This window comes from Anaeromonas frigoriresistens (assembly GCF_016820655.1).
Taxonomy (GTDB): domain Bacteria; phylum Bacillota; class Clostridia; order Tissierellales; family SIT17; genus Anaeromonas; species Anaeromonas frigoriresistens.
Genome location: NZ_WSFT01000019.1, coordinates 36,313 through 62,428, shown reverse-complemented (window position 1 = coordinate 62,428; position 26,116 = coordinate 36,313). Strand labels below are relative to the sequence as shown.

22 protein-coding genes are annotated in these 26,116 nt (G+C 31.0%); 21 read left to right on the top strand and 1 reads right to left on the bottom strand.

The features are described from left to right. Positions 1-181: 181 nt before the first annotated feature. From GOQ27_RS04010 to GOQ27_RS03950, 13 genes are all read left to right on the top strand, one after another. Positions 182-961 (top strand): short-chain-enoyl-CoA hydratase, encoded by a 780-nt coding sequence (locus GOQ27_RS04010; RefSeq protein ID WP_203365537.1) that lies wholly within the window; start codon positions 182-184, stop codon positions 959-961. 28 nt (positions 962-989) lie between these two features. Then, on the top strand, positions 990-1,835 hold the full coding sequence (locus GOQ27_RS04005; RefSeq protein ID WP_203365536.1) for a 3-hydroxybutyryl-CoA dehydrogenase: 846 nt from the start codon (positions 990-992) through the stop codon (positions 1,833-1,835). Positions 1,836-1,967: 132 nt separating this feature from the next. Further along, positions 1,968-3,146, top strand: a complete 1,179-nt coding sequence (locus GOQ27_RS04000; RefSeq protein WP_203365535.1) for an acetyl-CoA C-acetyltransferase — start codon at positions 1,968-1,970, stop codon at positions 3,144-3,146. A gap of 200 nt (positions 3,147-3,346) precedes the next feature. Beyond that, positions 3,347-4,735: a sigma-54 interaction domain-containing protein gene (locus GOQ27_RS03995; RefSeq protein WP_252187736.1), complete on the top strand. Its 1,389-nt coding sequence runs from the start codon at positions 3,347-3,349 to the stop codon at positions 4,733-4,735. Positions 4,736-5,066: 331 nt separating this feature from the next. Then, positions 5,067-5,942, top strand: coding sequence for a branched-chain amino acid ABC transporter permease (locus GOQ27_RS03990; protein WP_203365534.1), 876 nt, complete (start codon positions 5,067-5,069; stop codon positions 5,940-5,942). A 2-nt stretch (positions 5,943-5,944) separates the two neighbouring features. Beyond that, entirely contained in the window at positions 5,945-6,958 is a 1,014-nt protein-coding gene (locus GOQ27_RS03985) for a branched-chain amino acid ABC transporter permease (protein ID WP_350445873.1), read from the top strand. A 10-nt stretch (positions 6,959-6,968) separates the two neighbouring features. Then, complete coding sequence (locus tag GOQ27_RS03980) at positions 6,969-7,748, top strand: ABC transporter ATP-binding protein (RefSeq protein ID WP_203365533.1); 780 nt, start codon at positions 6,969-6,971, stop codon at positions 7,746-7,748. After that, the gene (locus tag GOQ27_RS03975; RefSeq protein ID WP_203365532.1) at positions 7,748-8,455 is read left to right on the top strand and encodes an ABC transporter ATP-binding protein; all 708 of its coding nucleotides are present in this window, start codon (positions 7,748-7,750) and stop codon (positions 8,453-8,455) included. The genes GOQ27_RS03980 and GOQ27_RS03975 overlap by 1 nt, the downstream gene beginning before the upstream one ends. Positions 8,456-8,500: 45 nt before the next feature. Further along, positions 8,501-9,730 (top strand): ABC transporter substrate-binding protein, encoded by a 1,230-nt coding sequence (locus GOQ27_RS03970; protein ID WP_203365531.1) that lies wholly within the window; start codon positions 8,501-8,503, stop codon positions 9,728-9,730. 282 nt (positions 9,731-10,012) lie between these two features. After that, the gene (locus GOQ27_RS03965; protein ID WP_203365530.1) at positions 10,013-11,032 is read left to right on the top strand and encodes a 3-oxoacyl-ACP synthase; all 1,020 of its coding nucleotides are present in this window, start codon (positions 10,013-10,015) and stop codon (positions 11,030-11,032) included. Between the two features lie 25 nt (positions 11,033-11,057). Beyond that, on the top strand, positions 11,058-12,377 hold the full coding sequence (locus GOQ27_RS03960; RefSeq protein ID WP_203365529.1) for an acetyl-CoA hydrolase/transferase family protein: 1,320 nt from the start codon (positions 11,058-11,060) through the stop codon (positions 12,375-12,377). A 12-nt stretch (positions 12,378-12,389) separates the two neighbouring features. Next, entirely contained in the window at positions 12,390-13,208 is an 819-nt protein-coding gene (locus tag GOQ27_RS03955; RefSeq protein ID WP_203365528.1) for an alpha/beta fold hydrolase, read from the top strand. A 139-nt stretch (positions 13,209-13,347) separates the two neighbouring features. Next, positions 13,348-14,421 carry an LCP family protein gene (locus GOQ27_RS03950; protein WP_203365527.1) on the top strand — a complete coding sequence of 358 codons (1,074 nt, stop codon included), beginning with the start codon at positions 13,348-13,350 and terminating at the stop codon, positions 14,419-14,421. Positions 14,422-14,536: 115 nt separating this feature from the next. On the opposite strand, the gene murC is transcribed toward GOQ27_RS03950, so the two are convergent. Then, positions 14,537-15,925 carry a UDP-N-acetylmuramate--L-alanine ligase gene (murC, locus tag GOQ27_RS03945; RefSeq protein ID WP_203365526.1) on the bottom strand — a complete coding sequence of 463 codons (1,389 nt, stop codon included), beginning with the start codon at positions 15,923-15,925 and terminating at the stop codon, positions 14,537-14,539. 288 nt (positions 15,926-16,213) lie between these two features. On the opposite strand from murC, the gene purR reads away from it, so the two are divergent. From purR to spoVT, 8 genes are all read left to right on the top strand, one after another. Then, entirely contained in the window at positions 16,214-17,032 is an 819-nt protein-coding gene (purR, locus tag GOQ27_RS03940) for a pur operon repressor (protein WP_203365525.1), read from the top strand. 132 nt (positions 17,033-17,164) lie between these two features. Beyond that, positions 17,165-17,443, top strand: a complete 279-nt coding sequence (gene spoVG / locus GOQ27_RS03935; protein WP_203365524.1) for a septation regulator SpoVG — start codon at positions 17,165-17,167, stop codon at positions 17,441-17,443. Between the two features lie 310 nt (positions 17,444-17,753). After that, positions 17,754-19,130 carry a bifunctional UDP-N-acetylglucosamine diphosphorylase/glucosamine-1-phosphate N-acetyltransferase GlmU gene (gene glmU, locus GOQ27_RS03930; RefSeq protein ID WP_203365523.1) on the top strand — a complete coding sequence of 459 codons (1,377 nt, stop codon included), beginning with the start codon at positions 17,754-17,756 and terminating at the stop codon, positions 19,128-19,130. A 20-nt stretch (positions 19,131-19,150) separates the two neighbouring features. Then, the gene (locus tag GOQ27_RS03925) at positions 19,151-20,098 is read left to right on the top strand and encodes a ribose-phosphate diphosphokinase (RefSeq protein WP_203365522.1); all 948 of its coding nucleotides are present in this window, start codon (positions 19,151-19,153) and stop codon (positions 20,096-20,098) included. 21 nt (positions 20,099-20,119) lie between these two features. Further along, a complete protein-coding gene (pth, locus tag GOQ27_RS03920) occupies positions 20,120-20,680 on the top strand; it encodes an aminoacyl-tRNA hydrolase (protein ID WP_203365521.1) in 561 nt (186 codons plus the stop codon). A gap of 73 nt (positions 20,681-20,753) precedes the next feature. Further along, positions 20,754-24,269, top strand: a complete 3,516-nt coding sequence (gene mfd, locus GOQ27_RS03915) for a transcription-repair coupling factor (RefSeq protein WP_203365520.1) — start codon at positions 20,754-20,756, stop codon at positions 24,267-24,269. A gap of 60 nt (positions 24,270-24,329) precedes the next feature. Next, on the top strand, positions 24,330-25,370 hold the full coding sequence (locus GOQ27_RS03910) for a peptidylprolyl isomerase (protein WP_203365519.1): 1,041 nt from the start codon (positions 24,330-24,332) through the stop codon (positions 25,368-25,370). A gap of 177 nt (positions 25,371-25,547) precedes the next feature. After that, positions 25,548-26,099 (top strand): stage V sporulation protein T, encoded by a 552-nt coding sequence (spoVT, locus tag GOQ27_RS03905; protein WP_203365518.1) that lies wholly within the window; start codon positions 25,548-25,550, stop codon positions 26,097-26,099. Positions 26,100-26,116 lie beyond the last annotated feature (17 nt).

Here is a 26,116-nt window from a genome sequence, read left to right as displayed (position 1 = left end):
AAGGTAATAAAAACTTAGTGTATATTTTTTTATACACATGTCCGAGAAAACAGACGAAATTATTTTGTATAGATATTGGGTATTATATTTATAGGTGAGAAAATAGCGATTTACAAGCTTGTATAAGTTTGGCATGCTATTTGCAATATAAAATATATATAGAATGTGAAGGAGGGATAGTGTGGAATTTAATAGTTTAACACTACAAAAAGAAGATAAGATAGCAATTCTTAAAATCAATAGACCTAAAGCATTAAATGCACTAAACACTGAAGTATTATTAGAGCTTGATAAAGCAATAGAAGAATTAAAGTCTGACCAAGATGTAAACGTTATTATTTTATCAGGAGAAGGTAAGGCTTTTGTAGCAGGAGCAGATATTTTAGAAATGAAAGAAAAAACTGCTAATGAAGCTAGAGATTTTGCAAAAGTTGGTATTGAATTATTTAGAAAGATTGAAATGATAGAAAAGCCAGTTATTGCAGCAGTTAATGGATTTGCTCTAGGTGGTGGATGTGAACTTTCTATGGCATGTGATATGAGAATCGCATCTGAAAAAGCTAAGTTTGGTCAACCAGAAGTTGGCTTAGGAATTACACCTGGTTTTGCAGGTACACAAAGATTACCACGATTAGTTGGTTCAGCTAAAGCTAAAGAACTAATTTTTACTGGTGATGTAATAGATGCTAAAGAAGCAGAAAGAATAGGGCTAGTAAATAAAGTAGTAAACCCTGAAGAATTAATGGATGAAACAATGAAATTAGCTAAGAAGATATCATCTAAAGCTCAATTAGCTGTAAGATATTCTAAGATGGCTATAAATAGAGGAATAGAAACTGATGTAGAAACAGGTATGGAGATAGAGAAAGATCTATTTGCATTATGTTTTGCAACTGAAGACCAAACTGAAGGAATGACAGCTTTCTCTGAAAAAAGAAAACCAGATTTCAAAAACAAATAATATTAATTTAATAATAGGAGGTATATTAATGAAAGCATGTATTATAGGAGCAGGAACAATGGGAGCAGGAATAGCTCAAGCTTTTGCTCAAGCAGGACATGAAGTTGTATTAAAGGAAATAGCACAAGAAAATATCGAAAGAGGTATTAATACTATATCTAAAAATTTAGATAGATTAGTAAAGAAAGAAAAAATAACTTCTGATAAAAAAGAAGAAATCCTTTCAAGAGTTTCTGGAACATTATCAAATGATGATATTAAGGATTCTGATATTATAGTTGAAGCAGCGATAGAGAACATGGATATCAAGAAAAAGATATTTAAAGAGTTAGATGAAATTTGTAAAGAAGATACAATATTAGCTTCTAACACATCATCCTTATCTATTACTGAAATTGCTAGTGCTACAAATAGACCGGATAAAGTTATTGGTATGCACTTCTTTAATCCAGTACCAGTTATGAAACTTGTAGAGATCATTAAGGGTATTGCAACATCAGAAGAAACAAAAGAAAAAATTGTTGAAATGACTAAAGAATTAGGAAAGACTCCTGTAGAAGTAGAGGAAGCACCAGGATTTGTAGTAAATAGAATATTAGTTCCAATGATTAACGAAGCTGTTGGAATATTAGCTGATGGAGTTGCTTCAGCAGAAGATATTGATGAATCTATGAAGTTGGGTGCAAATCATCCAATAGGACCTTTAGCTTTAGGAGATTTAATTGGTCTAGATGTATGTTTAGCAATTATGGAAATTCTTTATGAAGAGTTTGCTGATACTAAATATAGACCACATCCATTATTAAGAAAGATGGTTAGAGGTGGATTATTAGGTAGAAAGACTAAAAAAGGATTCTATGACTATAGCAAATAATATGAATTAATTATGAACCCTGTAAATACAGGGTTCTTGTTGTATAGAGATATTGTTAAAGTATTAACTTAGTCTGAATAGACTGAGTTGTAAAAGTATATATTAATAATAAAATTTAAGGAGGAATTATAAATGAGAGATGTAGTAATAGTAGGTGCCGCTAGAACACCGGTTGGATCATTTGGAGGAACATTATCAAAATTATCAGCAATAGATTTAGGGGTTGTAGCAGCTAAAGAAGCAATGAAAAGAGCAGGAGTTAAACCAGAAATGGTGGAAGATGTTCTTATAGGAAACATTCTATCAGCAGGATTAGGTCAAAATCCAGCAAGACAGGTTGCCATTAATGCAGGAATACCAGAAACTACTCCAGCTATGACAATAAATAAACTTTGTGGATCAGGACTTAGAACAGTAAGTATGGCAGCACAATTTATCATGCTAGGTGATGCCGATGTTATCCTTGCAGGAGGAACAGAAAGTATGAGTAACGCTCCATATTTATTACCCAAAGGTAGATGGGGACAAAGAATGGGTCATGGACAAATAATAGATAGTATGATTCATGATGCGTTATCTGATGCATTCCACGATATTCATATGGGAATAACTGCAGAAAATATTGCAGATCAATGGAAATTAACGAGAGATGATCAAGATGAATTTGCAGCTAGAAGTCAAAATAGAGCAGAGAAAGCTCAAAAAGAGGGAAGATTCAAAGATGAGATAGTTCCAGTAGAAATTCCTCAAAGAAAAGGGGATCCAATAGTTGTAGAAGATGATGAATATATCAAGCATGGAATTACTTCTGAAAAATTAGCTAAACTTAGACCAGCATTCAAAAAAGATGGTACTGTAACAGCTGGTAATGCATCAGGAATCAATGATGGAGCAGCAATGCTTGTTCTAATGTCTAAAGAAAAAGCTGAAGAGCTTGGCATCAAGCCAATAGCTACTATTAAATCTTATGGTTCTGCAGCATTAGACCCAAGAATTATGGGATATGGTCCAGTACCTGCAACTAAGATTGCATTAGAAAGAGCTAATATGAGTATAGAAGATATTGACTTAATAGAAGCAAATGAGGCATTTGCAGCTCAATCCTTAGCAGTAGTTAAAGACTTAGGAATCGATCCTGAAAAAGTAAATGTTAATGGTGGAGCAATTGCGATTGGTCACCCGGTTGGAGCAAGTGGAGCTAGAATTCTTATTACATTATTATATGAAATGATGAAGAGAGATTCTAAGACAGGTCTTGCAACATTATGTATTGGTGGAGGCCAAGGTACCTCATTAATAGTTGAAAGATAATTTATTTTTTAAAAGCATTCGTGTATACACGAATGCTTTTCTTATTGTGTTGTTAAGCTAATTCATCTGATTTTCTAAATGCCAAATAAATACAGAACTTTTTCTTTTTGTGTAGAAATTTAAGAATTATGAATTTTAATAATATTGTGTTAATATATAATAAACATAATTTGTAATTTCATAATTAGGGGGGCGGGATTTTGACTAAAGAGTTAGAGTTAAATGATTATTTAATTTCCACTATGGAAAAAATTTTTGATCCTATAACAGTTCCGATTATATTAATAGATGAAGACACAAAGGTAAGGATGATTAATAAAGTCTTTGCTAATTTTTTAGGATATGAAAAGGAGGAAATATTAGGTAAGAAAGTCCAAGAAGTAGATAGAAATAGTCGATTTCCTTACGTGTTTCAAACAAAAAAAGCTGAAATAGCTTGGAAGCATAAATTTGAAAATGGTCATACTGCGATAGTACATAGGATTCCAGTACTTGATGAAAAGGATAAAGTCAGTTATGGATTTGGTATGATTTTATTTGAAGATATGAAAGAGTTTATGCATATTATTGAGAAGAATAAGCTCTTAGAAACAGAGCTTGATCATTATAAAAAACGACTAAAGGAGCTTTCTGGTGCAAAGTATTCCTGGGAGAATATAATAGGGAATAATGGAAAGATGTCTAAAATCAAAAACATAGGTAAAAAAGTTGCTATGACTAATTCTAATGTTCTTATATTAGGAGAAAGTGGAACGGGTAAGGAGTTGTATGCTCATTCAATACATAATGATAGCTCTCGTCATTTAGCTCCCTTTGTAAAAGTCAACTGTGCAGCTATACCTGCTGATCTGTTAGAGTCTGAATTATTTGGTTATGAAGAAGGGGCATTTACTGGAGCAAAAAAAGGTGGAAAGATAGGTAAATTCGAATTAGCTAACGGAGGAAGTATTTTTTTAGATGAAATAGGAGATATGCCACTAAATATGCAATCTAAATTATTAAGGGTATTACAAGAAAGAGAAATAGAAAAGGTTGGAAGTAATAAAACAAAAAAGATTGACGTAAGAGTTATAGCAGCTACAAATCATGATTTAAAGGAATTAGTAGAAGAAGGGAAATTTAGAGAAGATTTATATTATAGACTTAATGTAATGACTATAGAAATACCTCCACTAAGGGAAAGATGTGATGATATTGATGATTTGTCAAGTTTATTATTAAAGAAAATATCCAAGCAGTTAGGTAAATATGTTAATAATATCTCACCTAAAACTATGGAATATTTAAAAATGCATTCTTGGCCTGGAAATGTACGAGAGCTTGAAAACGTTTTAGAGAGAGCTGTAAATTTAACAGATTGTGATACTATACAACCTTCATATCTACCTGAATATTTAATGGAAAATAAGAAAAGCAAATCCTCTGGACCTATAAAATCCATGAAAGATATAATAGAAGAAGCAGAAAAAAATGCAATAACTTCCGTATTAAAATATACAAATGGAAACAAGTTAAAGACTGCTAAGTTACTTAACATAAGCAGGTCTAGTCTGTATGATAAGATTGAAAGATATAGTATTAAAGTGTAGTATGAAAATACAGTGTATGAAAATACTACATTACCAAATAGTTAGTTATATACCATTGATTAATAGAAAAAGATAGAATTGTCTTAAAATTAGACAATTCTATCTTTTTTTATATCTAAAGTTCTAAAGGTCTTATGAATGAATAAATTAATAAAGATTAAATATGGCATGTGTTTGTGTAATTTTACAGCACAATATAATTTGATGATGTAATGGCATGGTAATTGCAATATCATATATTATAAAAAATCTATTATATAAAAATGTTATTAAGAAAACGTTTTTTTAAAATTAAATTTAGTTCTCGAATAATTACATGAGGAGGTATAAGATGGCAATATTTTTTCAGAATATAATGGCTGGACTAGAAACGGGAAGTTTGTATGCTTTAGCTGCATTAGGATTAGTATTAATATTTAGAACTTCAGATGTTATTAACTTTGCCCAAGGAGAAATGGCGATGTTCTCCACATTTGTTGCATTTACATTGTTTGATGGGTTGGGACTTTCCTATCCATTAGCGGTAATAGGAGCACTAATATTTGCATTATTATTTGGTTTTATAGTAGAAAGGATCTTTATAAGACCAGCATCAGATGCATCTTTAGTAAGTAAAATGATAATAACCCTAGGATTGATAATGATAATAGGAGGATTAGCATCAGCTATTTTTGGTATAGACTCTTATTACTTTAGACAAGCAATTTCAGCAGATAGTATAGATGCAGCAGGAGTCGTTGTTCAACCTAATGCTCTTTTTATTATTGCAATTACTTTAGTAATCATGGCAGGGTTATTTTATATGATTAATAAAACTAAGGTAGGGATTGCAATAAGAGCTACAGCTCAAAATGAAAAAACTGCTAGATTAATGGGGATACCAGTATTTAAGGTATATTCAATGTCTTGGATTATAGCTACAATATTGGGAGCAATAGCAGGAATTTTAATGGCTCCTACTACAAATGTATCTACTACAATGATGGCTGAAGTTCATCTTAAGTCATTCATTGCAGCAGTTTTAGGAGGATTTGGATCCTTTCATGGGCCTGTTATAGGAGGTTTAATAATTGGTATTCTAGATAATTTAGTAGGAATGTATATATCTCTAACTTGGAAAACGGTTATCGTATATGGACTTCTAATAGTTACACTTATAGTTAAACCTACAGGAATATTTGGTAAAACCCATAGAAAGAAGGTGTAAAAGTGAATCTATCGAAAAAACAAATTTTAATCTATAGTGGAATAATATTAATTTTAGCAATATTACCTTTCTTATTAGGGTTTGGCAGATCTACCATGACAATGATAAATACAGTGGTAATTTACTCTATTGCGGCCCTAGGATTTAATATACTTTTAGGATATGCAGGACAGATATCTTTGGGTCATGCAGCTTTTATGGGGTTAGGTGCTTACGTATCTGCATACATAACCAATACCTTGCCTGATATGGGAGGTTTAGAATATATTTTAGGTATACTATTAGCAGGAATAGTGCCGTTAGCCATAGGGTTAATTTTAGGCTTGATAGCTTTACGTTTAGAAGGACATTATTTAGCTATAGCAACATTAGGTTTTGGGGTAACCATACAGCAAGTATTTAAAGAATGGACAGGATTTACAAATGGTTTTTCAGGAATGAATGCTAAGGCTATAAATTTATTTGGTATAAGTTTAAGAAGTAGAGAGTCTTTTTATATTTTCTCACTAGTTATTTTAGTGTTATTATCTATATTCTCATATAACTTAATAAGGTCTAAAATAGGTAGAGGATTAATAGCAATGAGAGATAGTGAGCATGCAGCTCAAGCCATGGGAATTAGTCTTTTTAAGTATAAGTTAATAGCATTTTCTTTAAGTGCATTTTATGCTGGCATTGCGGGAGGACTTTATATACATTTAATAAGGTTTGTAGAACCAAACCAATGGGGTGTAGAGTTATCTCTTAATTTATTAGCTATGGTAGTAATAGGAGGTCTAGCAAGTATATTGGGTAGTGTGTTAGGTGCTGCTTTTATAACGGTGATTCCTGAAATATTAAAAGAGATACCTCTCATAGGGGAGATAAGAAATTTCTCAATGATATTAACAGGCGTAGCACTGATATTAGTAATTATGTTCATACCTCATGGCCTATCCAGGATCACATATAAAATTAAACCTTTAGTAAAGAAAACACGAAGAAATAAAAAGTTAGAAGACCAAGAAGTAGTATAGGAGGAATGACATGAATATATTAACCGTAAAAGATTTATCTATCAGTTTTGGGGGACTTAAGGCAGTAGATAGTCTGAGTTTTGAAGTGAAACAAAATAGTATTTATGGATTGATTGGTCCTAACGGTGCGGGGAAAACAACTGTATTTAATTGCATTAGTAGATTTTACACCCCAGATGAAGGAGAAATTATATTTAGAAATGATACTAAAGAGCATAATTTACTAGAGTATAAAACCTATCAAGTAATAGAAAAAGGTTTAGTTAGAACTTTTCAAAATGTTGAGTTAGTAAAAACGATGACTGTATTAGACAATATTTTGATTGGTCTTCATTCTAAGACCAAAGGGAATATATTTACAGAAGGTCTTAGACTTCCTGGAGTAAAAAAAGAAGAAGAGCGAGTAAAAGATAAAGTAATGAAAATTATCGAATTTCTAGGACTTACAGGATTAGAAAATCACCTGGCCGCATCTCAGCCCTATGGAATACAAAAACTTATAGAGCTAGGAAGAACATTGGTATCAGAGCCTAAGTTAATAATTCTAGATGAACCAGCTGCCGGTATGAATCATAGTGAAACTGAAGAATTAGCAAAATTAATAAAACGTATAAGGGATGAATTAAACATTACTATTTTATTAGTAGAGCATGATATGAGTCTAGTAATGGAAGTTTGTGAAAAAATATGTGTTATTAATTTTGGAAAAAAGATAGCAGAAGGATCCCCTTTAGAAATTCAAGAAAATATAGAAGTTCAAAAAGCATACTTAGGAGGTGAAGAAGCCTAATGCTTAAAATAGAAAATATAGATGCTTATTATGGATTCATACATGCACTTAAAGATTTTTCTATAAATATTGAAGAAGGGAAGATTGTAACATTATTAGGAGCAAATGGAGCTGGTAAAACTTCTACACTGAAAGTTATTTCAGGCCTACTAAATCCTGTAAAAGGATCAGTAACATTTAATGGAGAAAATTTATTAATTTATCCTCCTGAAAAGATAGTGTCAATGGGTATAATTCAATCTCCTGAAGGAAGACAAATATTTCCTCAGTTCACTGTTGAAGAAAATTTAAAGGCTGGAGCATACACTCGTAAAGATAAAGAGAATATAGCAAAAACATTAGATAAAGTTTACGATTATTTTCCTAGATTAAAAGAAAGGAAAAAGCAATATGCTGGGACTCTTTCCGGAGGAGAGCAACAAATGTTAGCTATAGGAAGAGCGTTAATGGCAAAGCCTAAGTTACTTCTTTTAGATGAACCATCTTTAGGGTTAGCTCCCCTTATAGTTAGAGATATTTTTAGGATTATTGAAGAGATAAATAAAGAAGGTACTACTATTCTTTTAGTAGAACAAAATGCTTATCAAGCTCTATCGATAGCAGATTATGGATATATATTAGAAACAGGAAAAGTTGTATCAGAGGGAAGTGCTAAAGAATTATTGGGAAATAGCGATATAAAGAAAGCTTATTTAGGTGGGAATTAAGGGGAAATCCCTTTAATAGATAAATAGAAAAGAGGAGGAATTATAATGTTTAAAAGGTTAATATCATTAATGTTAATTTTAGTTTTATCTATTTCTATGGTAGCCTGTGGAGATGGGGAATCAGAAGATACTTCATCAGAAGGTTCAACAGAAGTTGAATTAGCTCAAGGTATTACAGAAGATTCAATAAAAATAGGTACTGTAGCAGTACAATCAGGAGCATTATCATTTATAGGAGCTCCATATGTGGCTGGAATGGAATCTTACTTTAAGACCATTAATGAAGATGGTGGAGTTAATGGAAGAAAGATTGAATTAATTAAAAAAGATGATGAGTTCAAGCCAGATAAATCGGTTCAAGCTGTAGAGTCATTGATATTTGATGAAGAAGTATTTGCTATAGTGGGTCATTTAGGAACTCCTGGTGTGGTAGCATCACAAGAAATAGTTAAAGAAGAAGGTATACCTTCTGTATACTTTGGTTCAGGAGCGGTATCTTTAACTAAAGCTGGAGAGAATTTCTTCCCAGTTCAACCTAACTATTTGTATGAAGGTAAATTAATGTCTAAGTTTGCTGTTGAAGAATTTGATGCAAAAAATATAGTAATAATGTATCAAAATGATGATGTAGGTAATGATGGATTAGATGGATTTAAAGATGGATTAAAGGAACTTGGAGAAGATAGTAGATTAAAAGCAGAAGTAGCTTTTGGTGGAGCTGATACAGACTTTACTGTACCTATTCAGAAAGCTAAAGAGCAAGAACCTGATTTAATAATACTTTATGGGTTAAGTACAGGAACAGCAGGGATACTTAAAGGAATGGAAAACTTAGGTATGACTGATGTAGATACATTAACTACTTACTCTAACGCGGATGCATCATTCTTAGCAGTAGCTGCTCCAGGTGCACCTAATGCAATCAATAATCTTCATGTAATGGGATGGCTTGAAGTTACAGAAGAATCTCTGCAACCATTAAATGATGCAATGGCAAAACACTTCCCAGATACTCCTATTAATGCTTATACAATGGCTGGTTGGGTAGCAGGAGAGACATTTGTAGCAGGGCTTGAAAAAGCAGGAGATAAATTGAGTTGGGATGGATATATTGAAGCAATGAATGGACTTAATTATACTGATGGTTTAGCTGCTGAAATATCTTACTCTGAAGGAGTTAGAGAAGGTGTTACTCAAATGTCAGTAAGTAAAGTTTCAGAATCTGATGGTACATATATATTTGAGCAGATGACAGATTTTATGGAATTTAAATAAATTTAGTAGTACCCCTTTTTAAAAGAGCTTACCAAAGGTAAGCTCTTTTACTAATATATGTAAAAACAATGTCTTAATAACAAACATGTATGATTTAAGTACAATAACTATAATCTACCATTAGACACATTTTGTCTGAATATTGCACAAATTAAAAAAAGCTCTCTTACAAGGTCTAGGGTAATCTTCTATAAATGGCTAAATCACAGGAGTTGTAATTGGTATGTGTTGGCATAATTTATGCAATATATAACTAAAAGGTTAAGTATAAGGAGGATTCATATGAATAGACCTAATGTAGGAATAGTAGGAATGGGAATATATATACCTGAAACAAAAATGACAGCTAAAGATATAGCTGATGCTACCAATGGCAATTGGACAGAAGAAGCAGTAAAAGAAAAATTAGGTATAATAGAAAAACCAATACCTGGGCCAGAGGATGGAACCCAGGAGATGGGAGTAAAAGCAGGATTGGATGCAATTAAGAATACTGGAATAGATCCAGAAGAGATTGATCTTATTCTTTGTATGGGAGAAGAGTGGAAGGAGTATCCTTTAACTACTTCTGGAATATATATTCAAGAAAAGATTGGTGCTAAAAATGCATGGGCTATAGATATTCAACAAAGATGTTGCTCTACAGTTGCTGCACTTAAAATAGCTAAAGATATGATGATAGCAGATGAAGGTATTAAAACAGCTATGGTAGTAGGGGGATATAGAAATGGGGATTTTGTAGACTATACAGATCCTAATATGTCTATGATGTATAACTTATCAGCTGGAGGAGGCGCAATTATTCTAAAGAAAAATTATGACAAGAATCTTTTATTAGGAAGTCATATTAAATCAGATGGTTCTATGGCTAGAGATGCAGGGGTTGAAATTGGAGGTACAATTAATCCTATTAATTCAAATAATATCGATGAAGCATATAAATCTTTAAGACTTATGAATCCTCAGCATATGAAAGATAAATTAAATGAAGTTTCTATGAAGAATTGGTTTGAATGTATAGACAAAGCCTTTGAGAAGTCAAATGTTTCTAAAAGTGAACTTGGGTATCTGGCTGTATTACACTTTAAAAAGTCCATGCATAAATTCATGTTAGATAAGCTAGGGCTTAATGAAGAGCAAAGTGTATATTTAAGTGATTATGGCCATATGGGTCAAGTAGATCAAATCCTATCTTTATATCTTGCCCTTGAGAAAGGTAAAGTTAAAGATGGTACTATAATTTCTATGATATCCGCAGGAATAGGATATGCATGGGCGGCAAACGTTATCCGTTGGGGATAATTAAGCATAAAAGGAGGATTATAATATGAACATAAATGGAGTATATAGAAAAAAAGTTATTACTGTAGATGAAGCATTAGAAAAAGTTAAATCAAATCAAAATATAGTATCGGGACTCGCTGCAGCAGAACCTAAAAGAATTTTAGAGAAGCTACATACGATTAGGGACAGGGTAGAAGGGGTTAATGTGGCTACATGTTTACCTATGGGAGCCTATGATTACTTTGTAGATCCAACTAATAAAGGACATTTTCATATGGATGGATGGTTCTATAGTCCTCCCATAAGAAAAGCACATAAAAATGGTAATGTATCTTTTATTCCAAATCATCTACATTTATCTGCAGTTAAAAGACTTGATCATAGAAAGCCTGATATATATATGGGGACTTGTTCTTCAGTAGATAAACATGGATATATATCCTTATCTCTAAGCGCTACATATGAAAGAGAAATGATAGAAAATGCTAATATAGTAATATTAGAAATAAATCCAAATATGCCAAGAACTTTTGGTGATACAATTATACATATAGATGAAGTAGATTACTTTGTGGAAGTGGATTATGATGTGACAGAGCTTCCTATAGCATTATCTAGTGATAAAGATAGAAAGATAGGTAAATATATCGCTGATTTAGTAGAAGATGGCTCCACAATACAGTTAGGGATTGGAGGCATTCCAAATGCTGTTGCTGCTGAGTTGGTAGATAAACAGGATCTAGGTATTCATACTGAGATGTTTACTGATGGTATGGTTGACTTATATAATGCTGGAGTTATAACTGGAAGAAATAAGACATTAATGCCTGGCAAAATGGTAGCTACTTTTGCATTGGGAAGTAAAAAATTGTATGATTTTATTGATGATAATCCTGCTGTAATGATAATGAGAGGAAAATGGGTTAATGATCCCTACATAATTGGACAAAACTATAAAATGGTATCAATAAATACCACATTACAGATTGACTTGACTGGACAATGTGCATCGGAAGCAATAGGTCATAGGCAATTTAGTGGCACAGGAGGGCAAGCTGATACTGCTATTGGAGCTCAAAATTCTGATGAAGGGAAATCAATAATAGCTTTATATTCTACTGCCAATATAAGAGTCGGTAATGGAGATGAAAGAAAGAGAATATCTAAAATTGTACCACGATTAGATCAAGGTTCTATAGTATCCTTATCTAGAAATGATGTGGATTATGTAGTAACAGAGTATGGAGTAGCTAGCCTAAGAGGTACTAATGTTTTAGAAAGAGTAGAAAGGTTAATAAATATAGCTCACCCTGATTTTAGAGAAGAGCTTAAACAACAAGCAAAGGAACTTATGATCTGGTAAGGAGGTAGTACATTGGCTAAAATATTAATTAATGATAAAAATATATATTACGAAGTTCATGGAGAGGGAGAACCCTTAATTATTTTAAATGGAATAATGATGAGTACGACTAGTTGGCAAGGTTTTGTAGATGTATTAGCAGAAAACAACAAGTTAATATTATTAGATTTTATTGATCAAGGGCAGTCAGATAAATCACATATAGATTATAATCAAGATATTCATGTAGAAACATTAGTAGGATTATTAGATTATTTAGATATTAATAAGGTTCATATGGTTGGTATATCCTATGGTGGAGAAGTAGCTATGAAATTTTCATTAAAATATCAAGAACGATTAAATTCTTTGACATTAGCTAATACCACTAGCTATACAAATCACAACTTAAAAGATATTGGAAAGTCATGGATAAATGCTGCTAAAACTTGTAATGGATCAAACTTCTTTAAAACTACTATTCCTGTTATATATTCTACAGAATTTTATGAAGAAAATATAGAGTGGTTAAGAAAAAGAGAAGAGTTATTTAGACAAGCTTTCACGAAAGAATGGTATGAAGGATTTATACGACTTACATTAAGTGCAGAAGATTTAAACGTAACAGAAGAATTGGAAAATATAAAAGTTCCCACTTTAATAATTGGATCAGAAGAGGATATTATTACGCCAATTAAATATCAACAGAAAATTCATGATAAGATAAAAGATTCACGATTTGCAGTTATAAAAGAAGCAGGTCATGCTTCAATGTATGAAAAACCATATGAATTCCTAGCTCTAGTATTGGGATTTATTAAGGTATATAATAAAGAAATAAAAATAAGTTAGATGTCTTTAAAGACATCTAACTTATTTTTATTGTTTGATTGATTAAAATAAAAATGATATAATTTTATCTTGTAATAAAAAATGTATTTATATTTTAATATTATATTTTCATATATATGGTATAATTTAAATATATTTTATGATGACTAAATTGATATTGGAAGAAAACTGGTATATGGAAATTTTATTTTATATGTTTGATATTAAGGAGAAGATGATAAATATGAAATATTTTTTAAAAGTTTTTTCAATTGCTTTTCTATGTTTTTCATTGATGATAGGTGCAGGATTGTATACTTATTTTAAAGTATTTGATCCAACTGCAGAAGCTGATGATGGAAGAGATGAACATCCAATGAAAAATCTATCAGAAGAAGAAATAGAAAAATTACCACCCTTTGAAAAAGCGATAGCAAATAGTGATAGAGTAAATGTATTATTAATTGGAGTAGAGAAGGAAGGAAGAAGTGATACTCTGGTATTTGCAAGTTTTGATCCAAATACTAAAAGTGTAGATATGATATCTGTACCTAGGGATACATACTATCATGATGAAGGGTATAATTCGGCAGATCATAGGAAACTTAATGCAGTTTATATTAGGAGCTTAAAAGAGGGACATAATGTAGCTGCTGAGAAAACAATGGATGCTATTCAAGAAATATTAGGAGTTCCTATAGATCATTATGCTACCATATCATATGATGGAGTTGAAAATATAGTAGACTCTTTAGGTGGAGTGGAAATGGATGTACCTCAAAATATGAAATATGAGTATTTCCATTCAGATGGAAGAAAAGAAATGAGAGTTCTTAAAAAAGGAACCCAAGTATTAGATGGATCAGAATCTGTAGGTTTTTTAAGGTTTAGAAAAGGTTATTCTAATGGAGATATAGGAAGAGTTCAAGCTCAGCAGAAATTTATAAAAGCAGCCCTTAAAAAAGCTTTAGGATTTAATTTGCCAAAGGTGGCATTAACTGCTGCAAAAGAGGTAAAAACAGATATGAGTGTGTTCCAGATAACTTCTAATGCTACAAAGGCAATAGGGATGAATATGGAAGATGTAAATACCCATGTACTTCCAGGTGAAGCAGAATCAATGACATTTGATGGCTGGACCCTATCTTATTTTTCTCATGATTCAGAAAAGACTAGGGAACTTATGGAAGAAATATATGGAGTAAGTGAGTTGGAAGAAAATAAAAATGAATAATATAAATTAAAAAAAGGCTCCCAAATTGGAAGTCCTTTTTTATGGGGGAGTGGGGACTAAGGTATAGTATATTTATAACCAAATCAAAAATTTTTAAACCTATTTTTATAACTTTTTATAAAATAAATTTTTCTTTAAACATATCCCCAATTTTATACACATCACCAGCACCCATTGTGATAAGGATATCACCTTTATCCACATTTTTTTCTAGATAATCTATTACTTCTTCAAAAGTTTTAATATATTTGCTATTAATATTATTATTTGCAATCTCTGTAACTAAATCCTTTGAATGAACTAGACCTGTATCCTTTTCTCTAGCTGCATAAATGTCTGTAACTATTACCTCGTCAGCTCCGGTAAAGGACTGGCTAAATTCTTTTAGTAATGATTTTGTTCTAGTGTATGTATGGGGTTGAAAAATGCACCATACTTTATTATATTTTTTTCCTACTGACTCTAAAGTTGCTTTTATTTCAGTAGGATGATGGGCATAATCATCTACTACTTGTATCCCCTTAATTATACCTTTATCTTCAAATCTTCTATGAGTACCCTTATATATTTCTAAACCAGATTTTATACTTTCTATTTTTACTCCGGCGATATTTGAAGAAGCTATAGCTGATAGTGAATTATATATATTATGTTTTCCTACTACATTAAGGTTAATTCTGTCTATATAATCTTCATTGATATATAAGTCGTAAGAAGGATATCCTTTATCCGTATATTCAATATTATTAGCATAATAATTATTAGAGTTAGCAAGACCAAATGTTATGAAGTTCTTTTTATTTTTTTCTATTAGAGAGTTAATATTTTCGTCTTCTCCATTCACTATTACATAACCAGAATCAGGTATTATATCGATGAATTTCTTAAAAGTATCTTTTATATCATCGATTCCATTGAAAAAATCTAAATGGTCTTCATCAATATTTAGGATTATACCAATAGTAGGGTAGAATTTCAAAAAATTCCCTCTATATTCACAGGCTTCTGTTAATAATAGTTCAGTACCACCAATCTTCACATTACCCCCAATACTATCTAATTCTCCGCCTAAAAGTATAGTGGAATTTAACTCGGAATGATTTAGTATAGATGCTATCATTCCTGTAGTGGTTGTTTTTCCATGGGTTCCAGCTACAGCTATAGAGTCCTTATAAGCTTTCATTAACTCCCCTAGAAATGTAGCTCTATCCATTAATGGTACATTATTATCAATTGCATATTTATACTCGGGGTTATTTTCATTTATAGCTGAAGTATATACTACTAAGTCTGATCCTATAACATTTTGAGCCTCATGACCTATACGTATATTAGCTCCTTTTTTATTCAGTTTATGTATTAGTTTGGAGTCGTTCATATCAGAGCCTGTTACCTTATAGCCTTTATTCAGTAAAATTTCAGCTAATCCGCTCATACTAATTCCGCCTATTCCAATAAAGTGAACATTTTTATATTCTGATTTATCAATATTAAAATTTAACATGGTTGTTTCCTCCCTGACTTATATAATTCATATTATTTCCAAATTATTCATTAATTATTTTATTCATAAAAGATATTTAACATGACTATAAAGGTAATTATAATCTTTACTTATATATACACTTTAAATTAGTACTACTAACACAATGTTACTAAGATTAGTCACTGTGATGATTATACCATAATCTTAGGGGATATAAAATGAAAAATAGATTATTGTTGATAAATGATAAAAAAACGAATAAAATGGTATGTAATAAAGGTATCATTCGTATTAGGAGGGAAATTAGTGAAGAAATTTAATAGAAAAGAAAGAGTAGCGGCTATAATGAACATATTAACTGAAAAAACAAACCATGTATTTACTTATAATTATTTTACAGAGATGTTTGGTACTGCTAAATCTAGTATAAGTGAAGATATTATGATAGTTAAAGAATTAGTCCAAGATCTAAAATTAGGAAAGATAATAACAATTTCAGGAGCAAGTGGAGGAGTTAAATTTATTCCTACTATATCAAAAGAAGAAGCAGAAAAGTTTTTAAATGATATCAGCTTAAAGCTTCGTGATAACGATAGAATTATTACTGGAGGATTTATGTATATGACAGATTTACTCTATTCTCCAAATGTTTCCTATAGAATCGGAAGAATATTTGCTACTAAATATTGGGATGAAAATATTGATTATGTGGTTACAGTAGAGACTAAGGGTATACCATTAGCAATGATGACAGCGAAGGTATTAAATGTTCCATTAGTAATAATAAGAAGAAACTTAAAAGTTACAGAAGGTCCTACAGTAAGTATAAATTATGTTACAGGATCTACAAGGAAAATTCAAACCATGTCATTATCTAGAAAAGCTCTTAAAGAGAATTCAAAGGTTTTAATTATTGATGATTTTATGAAAGCTGGGGGAACAGCAAGAGGTATAAAAGATATGATGAATGAATTTAATGCAGAAGTTGTAGGTACTGGTGTTTTGATATCTACACCTGAGCCAAAAGAAAAATTAATAAAAGAATATACTGCCCTTCTTAACTTAGAAAGTATAAACGATTTAAATAATGAAATAAGACTTACCCCTAACAATGATATCTTTTAGGATTTTTAATAAGTGTTAAAAAAACTTAATAAAAGTTTATCAAAAAAGAAGGAATTCATAAATATATAGAGAATATTACCTATAGAATAGTTTTGAATATCATCGATTGTGTTGGGGGAAGGTGGTGAGAGCATGAATGTAACTGACGTAAGAGTTAGAAAGATTAATGAGGAAGGAAAGATGAAAGCTATAGTATCTGTTACTTTTGATAATGAGTTTGTAGTTCATGATATAAAAATAATAGAAGGATTAAATGGTCTTTTTATAGCTATGCCTAGCCGTAAAATGGCTGATGGTGAGTTTAGAGATATTGCTCATCCTATTAATTCAGATACTAGGTCTAAAATTCAAGATGCAGTTTTTGCGGAATATGAAAACCAATTGCAAATGGAAGCAGAGGAACTTGCATAGATTCTTTCTCTAGAATACCACCAAAATACCTTTGAGTTAAATCAGGGGTATTTTTTATTACATATTATTTTTATATAATTATCATTAAGGTTATAAATATATAAAAATAATATGTAATAATACTTATAACCCTATAAAATCATATATCTTTCTGTTATAATATAAAAGAAAAAATAAGTAGAAAATAGTAGACTCTAATTATAACGAAATGTTAACTAAATTAATAAAGGATTACAGATATTATATATGGAAATAATATCTGTAATATTGTATACATTCAAATTTAAATAATTTAAGTAGAGGTGTTTAAATGATACTTTCTGTTATATTAGCAGCTGGCGAAGGGTCCAGGATGAAATCCAACATACCAAAGGCAGCTCATGAAGTGTGTGGTAAATCTATGGTTAATCATGTTATAGATGCAGCGAGAACAGCTTCTTGTGAAAAGAATATTTTAATTGTAGGACATGGGAAAGAAAAGGTGATTGATTCAGTAAAGGCTGATGATGTGGAGTATGTATCTCAACCTATAGGAGATGATGTTCCCTATGGCACTGGATATGCAGTAATGCAGGCGAAGGACTATATATCTGATAAAGATCAAGTACTAATATTAACTGGGGACACTCCTTTAATAGAAGGAAATACTTTAAAAGAATTAGTAGAATATGGTACGAAGAATAATCTAGATGGAGTAGTTCTAACAGCAGAGTTTGAAGATTCTACTGGATATGGAAGAATAAAAAGAAATGAAGCAGGAGATATAATAGGTATAGTAGAACATAAAGATGCTTCGGAAGAGGAATTAAAAATTAAAGAGATTAATTCTGGAATGTTTCTGTTTAAAGGGAAAGCTTTAAAAGAAGCATTAGAAAATTTAACTAATGATAATTCTCAAAATGAGTATTATGTAACTGACGCAATAGAAATCTTAAGTAATAAAGGATATAAAGTAGGAGGCTACATCCTTAAAAATAATTTAGAAATATCTGGAGTCAATTCAAAGGTACAATTAGCTGAAGCTGAAAAAATAATGAGAAGTAGAATAAATAACTATCATATGCTTCAGGGAGTTACATTTATAAATCCAGATAATACTTATATTGAAAAGGGTGTTAAAATAGGAAGAGACACTATAATATACCCTGGAGCTATTATAAAAGGCAATACTGAAATTGGTAAAAATTGTATTATTGAAGGTGATAGCAATATTACAGATAGTACCATAGGAGATAGAGTTTCCATAAAATCTTCTACATTAACAGAAAGTAAAGTAGGGAAAGATACTAAAATAGGTCCCTATGCATATTTAAGACCTAAAAGTATTATTGGCAACTCTGTTAAAATAGGAGATTTTGTTGAGGTTAAAAATTCCACAGTAGGAGATAATTCAAAGGCTTCTCATTTAGCGTATATTGGTGATGCTGATATAGGAGAGAATGTTAATATAGGCTGTGGAGTAGTATTTGTTAACTATGATGGAGAGAAGAAGTATAGAACAACTGTAGGAAACAATGCTTTTATTGGAAGTAATTCTAACCTAGTAGCACCAGTAGAGGTTAGGGATAGTGGATATATAGCAGCTGGATCAACGATTACCCATGAAGTAAAAGAGGGAGATTTGTCAATAGCTAGAGCTAGACAAATAAATAAACAGGGTTGGGTTTTTAACAAGAAAAATAAATAGAAATCTAGGAGGATAAGGATATGTATATTATGGGAAGAGACATAAAGATTTTTTCAGGTAATTCTAATAAAGAATTAGCTCAAAAAATCTGTGATGAAGTTGGAGTACCTTTAGGAGATTCACATGTAGGTACATTTAGTGATGGAGAAATATCTGTAAATATTAATGAAACTGTGAGGGGTGCAGATGTATTTGTAATTCAACCTACATGTCCTCCAGTTAATGAGAATTTAATGGAGTTATTAATAATGATAGATGCATTAAAAAGAGCATCAGCAGGCAGAATCAATGCGGTGATTCCTTATTATGGATATGCTAGACAAGATAGAAAGGTAAAGGCAAGAGATCCAATCACTTCAAAACTTGTGGCGGATCTAGTATCTACAGCAGGGGCAGATAGAGTGGTTACTATGGATTTACATGCTACTCAAATTCAAGGATATTTTGATATACCAGTAGATCATTTATTAGGAGTGCCTATTTTAGCGAGACACTTTGAAGATAAAATAAGTAAAGAAACTGTTGTGGTATCTCCAGACATTGGTGGAGTAAGAAGGGCTAGAAATTTTGCCAGTATACTAGATTTACCTATAGCTATTATAGAAAAAAGAAGACCTAAAGCCAATGTATCTGAAGTAATGAATATTATAGGTGATGTAAAAGGCAAAGATGTAATAATAGTAGATGATATTATAGATACTGCTGGATCTATGACTAAAGCAGCTAAAGTGTTGAAAGATTTTGGAGCAAAAAATGTGTATGCAGCATGTACTCATGCAGTATTGTCTGGACCAGCAATAGAGAGAATAGAAGGTTCTGTTATAGAGAAACTAATAATAACAGATACATTACCTTTATCCCAAGAAAAACAGATTGATAAAATTGAAACAGTATCTGTAGCTCCATTATTTGGAGAAGCGATTAAGAGAATTTATGAGAATCAATCAGTGAGTAAGCTGTTTGATTAATATTTTGAGGAGTTGGATATTTTGTATGCTGTAATAGGATTGGGAAATCCAGGCAAAAAATATAATTATACAAAACATAATGTAGGGTTTGACGCTATTGATTGCTTAGCCCAAAGAAATAATGTTAAAGTAATTAAAATAAAACATCAAGCTATTTATGGAGAATTTAACCTAAGTGGAGAAAAAGTAATATTAGTAAAACCTCAAACATATATGAATAATAGTGGAGTTTCAGTTAAATCATTAGTAGAATATTATAAGATACCTATTAAAAATATTATAGTTTTATATGATGATATTGATATTGATATAGGATCTTTAAGAATTAGAAAAAAAGGTAGTGCAGGTAGTCATAATGGAATGAGATCCATAATATATCATTTAAAAGATGATAATTTTCCTAGAGTAAGAATAGGTATAGGAAAACCTCAAGAAAATAGAGATCTAGTAGATCATGTTTTAGGGGGCTTTAATAAAGAGGATAGGGAAAAAGTTGACGATATTATCCTTAAGGCTGCTAAATCGGTAGAAGAAATTATTAAAACAGATATAGATAAAGCCATGAATATGTATAATGGTTAATAAGAAATAAAGTAACTAATATGCCCAGGACTTCGGTCCTGGGCTATAGGTGTTTTTGCAAGGAGCTGATAGTGTGAATATATTTACAGATCAACTTAAAAATCTTCCTTCGTATAATCAGATAATTAAAGGATTAGAAGAAAAAATTTCTCCTATATCTCTTCATGGTCTTTCTAAAGAGAACATATCTCATATAGCCTATGCTATAAAAGAAGATACCAATAATCAAGTGCTGATTATAACCTATGATGAATTAAGAGCTAAATCAATTCTAGAAGATTTAACATTATTTGATCAAAAAAGTTCAGAGATTTATCCTGCTAGACAGATGGTATTTTATGATTTTGATGCAGTCAGTCATGATATTTCCAATCAACGTCTAAAGGTATTAGATAGACTTATCAATAAAGAAAAGGTTATAGTAGTTGCTTCTATTGAATCTATATTGAATAGAGTAATGAATAAAAAATTATTTGAGAAATATAAAAAAGAAATAAAATTTGGAGAAGAAATTCTATTAGAAGATATAATAAAAGCTTTAGTCATACAAGGGTATGAGCGAGTAGATATGATTGAAGGACATGGACAATTTAGTGTAAGGGGAGGAATTATCGACTTTTTTCCAATAACTAATGATAACCCTTATAGAATAGAGCTTTTTGATAATGAAGTTGATTCTATAAGAACCTTTGATATAAAAGACCAAAGATCTATTGAAAATTATGATATAGCTCGAATAACCCCTGCTAAGGAGATATTTATTCAAGAATCATCAAAAATTAGTATGGTTCAAGAGATAAAAAGAGAATTGAATAAAACAATTAAAAACTTTAAAAAGTCTGAAGATACGAAGGCAAGTGAACGAGTTGAAGATAAGTTTAGTCATTACACAGAAAGAATACAGAATAATCTAACTATTGAGAATGTAGATGTAATTTTGCCTTATATGGTTGATGACTTGTCAAACGTAATAGAGTACTTTGGAGATGATGTAGTTACCTTAGTAGATGAACCTACAAGAATTCATGAGAACGTAGACAGTTTAAATAAGGATTTCATAGAAAAATATAGAGAACTATATAGCTCAGGAGAGGTATTGAAATCTCATCATAATATATATTTTCCTTATGACGATATGATAGAAATACTTAATGAGAAGAGAATAGTAACAGTAACAGGATTACTAAAGAATAATCCTGATTTTAAGCCTAAAAAAATAATCAATATTCTAACTAAAGGTGTTCAAGCTTTTCATAATAAACTAGATATCCTTAAAAATGAATTAAAAGATTTAAAGTATAAAGGATATAAGATTGTAATATTATCTGGAATTGAAGAAAGAGGCAAAAGACTTGCTCATAATTTGATGGAGTTAGGAATAGACTGCCTATACTCTCGAAATAGTAATGTTGACATTAAATCAGGTCAAGTGATTATTGTACCAGGAACTATATCTGCTGGGTTTGAGTATCCTCGGATTAAATATATTATTATTAGTGATAAAGAAGTATTCGGTACCATAAAAAGAAAACGGAAAACTAAGAGTAAAAAAAATCAGAAAAAGATATCTTCCTTCAGAGAATTAAAAGTAGGAGATTTTGTCGTGCATGAAAGTCATGGTATAGGTAAATATGTTGGTATGGAGCAGTTAAATGTTCAAGGAGTAAAAAAAGATTATCTAACCGTGAAATATTCAGGTCAGGATAGACTCTATATACCTGTTGATCAAATGGATTTAATACAAAAATATATTGGTGCAGATGCAGGAAAACCAAAAGTAAGTAAACTAGGTAGTGGAGAATGGTCTAGAACTAAAAACAAGGTTAAGAAAGCTATAGAAGATATGGCAATGGATTTGTTGCAGCTATATGCAAAAAGAAGCACTGTAAAAGGATATTCCTATTCTAAGGATCAACCATGGCAAAAACAATTTGAAGATACCTTTCCTTATGAAGAAACTGATGATCAATTAAAATGTATTGAAGATATCAAAGAAGATATGGAAAAAATGAGACCTATGGATAGATTACTATGTGGAGATGTAGGATATGGCAAGACGGAAGTAGCATTAAGAGCTGCTTTTAAAGCTACGTTAGATGGTAAACAGGTAGCTATATTAGTACCCACTACAATTTTAGCTCAACAACATTATAATACTATTATAGAACGCTTTAGTGATTTCCCTATAAATGCAGAAATGTTAAGCAGATTTAGAACTCCAAATCAACAAAAGAAAATAATATCAGAAATTAAAAGTGGAAATATTGATATAATTGTTGGAACCCATAGGCTATTATCTAAAGATGTTAAATTTAAAGATTTAGGAATATTAATAGTTGATGAAGAACAGAGGTTTGGAGTGAAGCATAAAGAGTCTATAAAGCAAATTAAGGAATCAGTAGATGTATTAACATTAACTGCAACCCCTATACCTAGAACCTTACACATGGCATTGATAGGAGCAAGGGATATGTCTGTGATTGAAGAGCCTCCTGAGGAAAGGTATCCAGTACAGACCTATGTGGTAGAATATAACGAAAATATGGTTAGAGAAGCGATAATAAAAGAGATTAATAGAAATGGTCAAGTGTATTTTGTATTTAATAGAGTAAAAGGTATTAAGAGAATGGCAGCTAAACTTAAAGAGTTAGTTCCAGAGGCAAGAATAACTGTAGGACATGGTCAAATGAGTGAGAGGGAACTTGAAAAAGTTATGCTTGATTTTATGAATGGAGAGCATGATGTATTAGTATGTACTACTATAATAGAAACAGGACTAGATATATCTAATGTTAATACGATGATCATTCATGATGCAGATAAAATGGGACTTTCTCAACTATATCAATTAAGAGGAAGAGTTGGTAGGTCAAACAGAATAGCCTTTTCATATTTTACTTATGAGAAAGATAAGGTATTATCTGAGGTAGCAGAAAAAAGACTTAAGGCTATAAAAGAATTTACGGAATTCGGATCTGGATTTAAAATCGCTATGAGAGATTTAGAGATACGAGGAGCAGGTAATCTTTTGGGTGCAGAACAACATGGTCACATGACAGCCATAGGATATGACTTATATGTGAAATACTTGGAAGAGACTGTAAGGAAATTAAAAGGTGAAGTAGAAGTAGAAAAGGTAGAGACCACGATAGAAGTAAATGTTGATGGATATATTCCAAATAAATATATTGCAAATGGTGAGCACAAAATTCAAATGTATAAGAGAATCTCATCTATAGAAAGCAAGGATGAATATAGTGATTTATTAGAAGAAATAATCGATAGATATGGCGATATACCAAGAGCAGTAGATAATTTATTAAGGATAGGATATATAAAATCTTTAGCTAATAAATTAATGTTCACAAATATTTCACAAAAGAATGATATTCTTGTACTTGAGTTTGATAGAGTCAATCGAATAACTCCTGAAATAATTAATGCATTGTACGATAATTTTGGAAGAAACATGACTTTTGATCTTTCTAAAACCCCAGCGCTGAAATATAAACTTAATAATTATGCTCAAGATAAAGTATTAACAGTACTTGAAGAAATACTTGAAAAAATTCAGAGTTTAAATAAGTAATAAGTTGAGATATAATACTATATTGTAACTAAGATGTTAAATTCAGAGGAGATGGTAAATTTGAATAAGTGGAATAAGGGAATTGTTTTAATAATGATATTACTATTAACTACTTCAGTTTTTCTTTCTGGTTGTAATGAATCAAAGGGAGAAGCAGTAGCTAAAGTAAATGGTGAAGAAATTAGTAAAAGTGAATTAGATAAATATGTAGATTATAGAAAGAAAGAAGCAGAACTTAGTGGATATGTTGCACCAGAAATGTGGGAAACAGAAGCATCAGAAGGAATGACATATGAACAACAATTAATGGAAAATTCATTACAAGATTTAATAAATCAAGAAGTTTTATTACAAAAAGCAGAAGAATTAGATATAGAAGTTAAGGATAAAGAAGTAGAGAAAGAACTAAAACAATATAAAGATACTGATGATAATACTGATAGATTTAAAGAATACTTAGAAAATATGGGTATCTCAGAAGAATATTTTGAAGAAATGTACAAAAAGGGAATGATAATTTCAGCCCTTGTAGAAAAGATAGTAGACATAGACGAAGAAAAAGCTAAGGAGGAATACGAACAGAATAAAGTGATGTATGATAAAGTTCAAGCTAGTCATATTCTAGTAAAAGATGAGGAGAAAGCCAAAGAAGTCAAAGAAAAGCTAGAATCTGGAGAAGATTTTGCTGAATTAGCTAAAGAATACTCAGAAGATGGAAGTGGAGCGAATGGAGGAGATTTAGGATTCTTTGCAAAAGGGCAAATGGTTCCTGAATTTGAAGAAGCAGCTTTTAGTTTAGAAGAAGGTGAAGTAAGCGATATAGTACAGACTCAACATGGTTTCCATATAATTAAATTAATAGATAAGAAGACTGGTTTTGAAGCTAATAAAGAAGAAATTATTGATAATTTACAAAATGCACAGTTTAATGAGAAGGCTCAAGAATTAATAGATAATGCTGAGATAGAGATTCTTTTAGAGCTTGACAAAAAAACTACAGAAGAAAAAAATAATGAATCGCAAGATGGAGAAGAAACAGAGAATACAGAGGAAACAGAGAATACAACAGATGATTCTCCAGAGACAGAAGAGGATAATTAATAATATATATACAAAGACTACCTTTGGTAGTCTTTTTATTATGTGCAGTTAGAATAAATATTAAAATTAGCTAAATCAAGACTTTACAGAATAAATTAACAATCATGTATAAATAATGGTAAAAAGTAAAATAATAAAACCAACATAAACATAAGTATTTTCATAGGGAGGTAGAATATGAAAGCAACAGGAATAGTTAGAAGAATAGATGACCTAGGAAGAGTAGTGATACCAAAAGAAATAAGAAGAACTTTGAGAATTAGAGAAGGGGACCCATTAGAAATATTTACTGACAGAGAAGGAGAAGTAATATTAAAGAAATATTCACCTATTGGAGAGTTAAATGAATTTGCCACAGAATATGCGGAATCATTAAATCAAACTACAGGACATATGACAATAATATGTGATAGAGATAATGTAGTAGCAATAGCTGGAGGGTCAAAAAAAGAATATTTAAATAAAAGAGTCAGTCCCGAATTAGAGAAATTAATAGAAGGAAGAGAGATTTATTTGACAGAAGGGAAGACGAAACCTATTAGAATAACTGTAGAAGAATACAATCCTGAAGATTATTCTACTCAGGTAATAGCTCCTATTGTAACTCAAGGAGATCCAATAGGTTCTGTGATTATGTTATCCAAAGATTCTGATTCAGAAATGGGAGAAATAGAGGTTAAATTAGTTGAAACAGCATCTAGCTTCCTATCAAAACAAATGGAACAATAATTATTTACCTACCTATC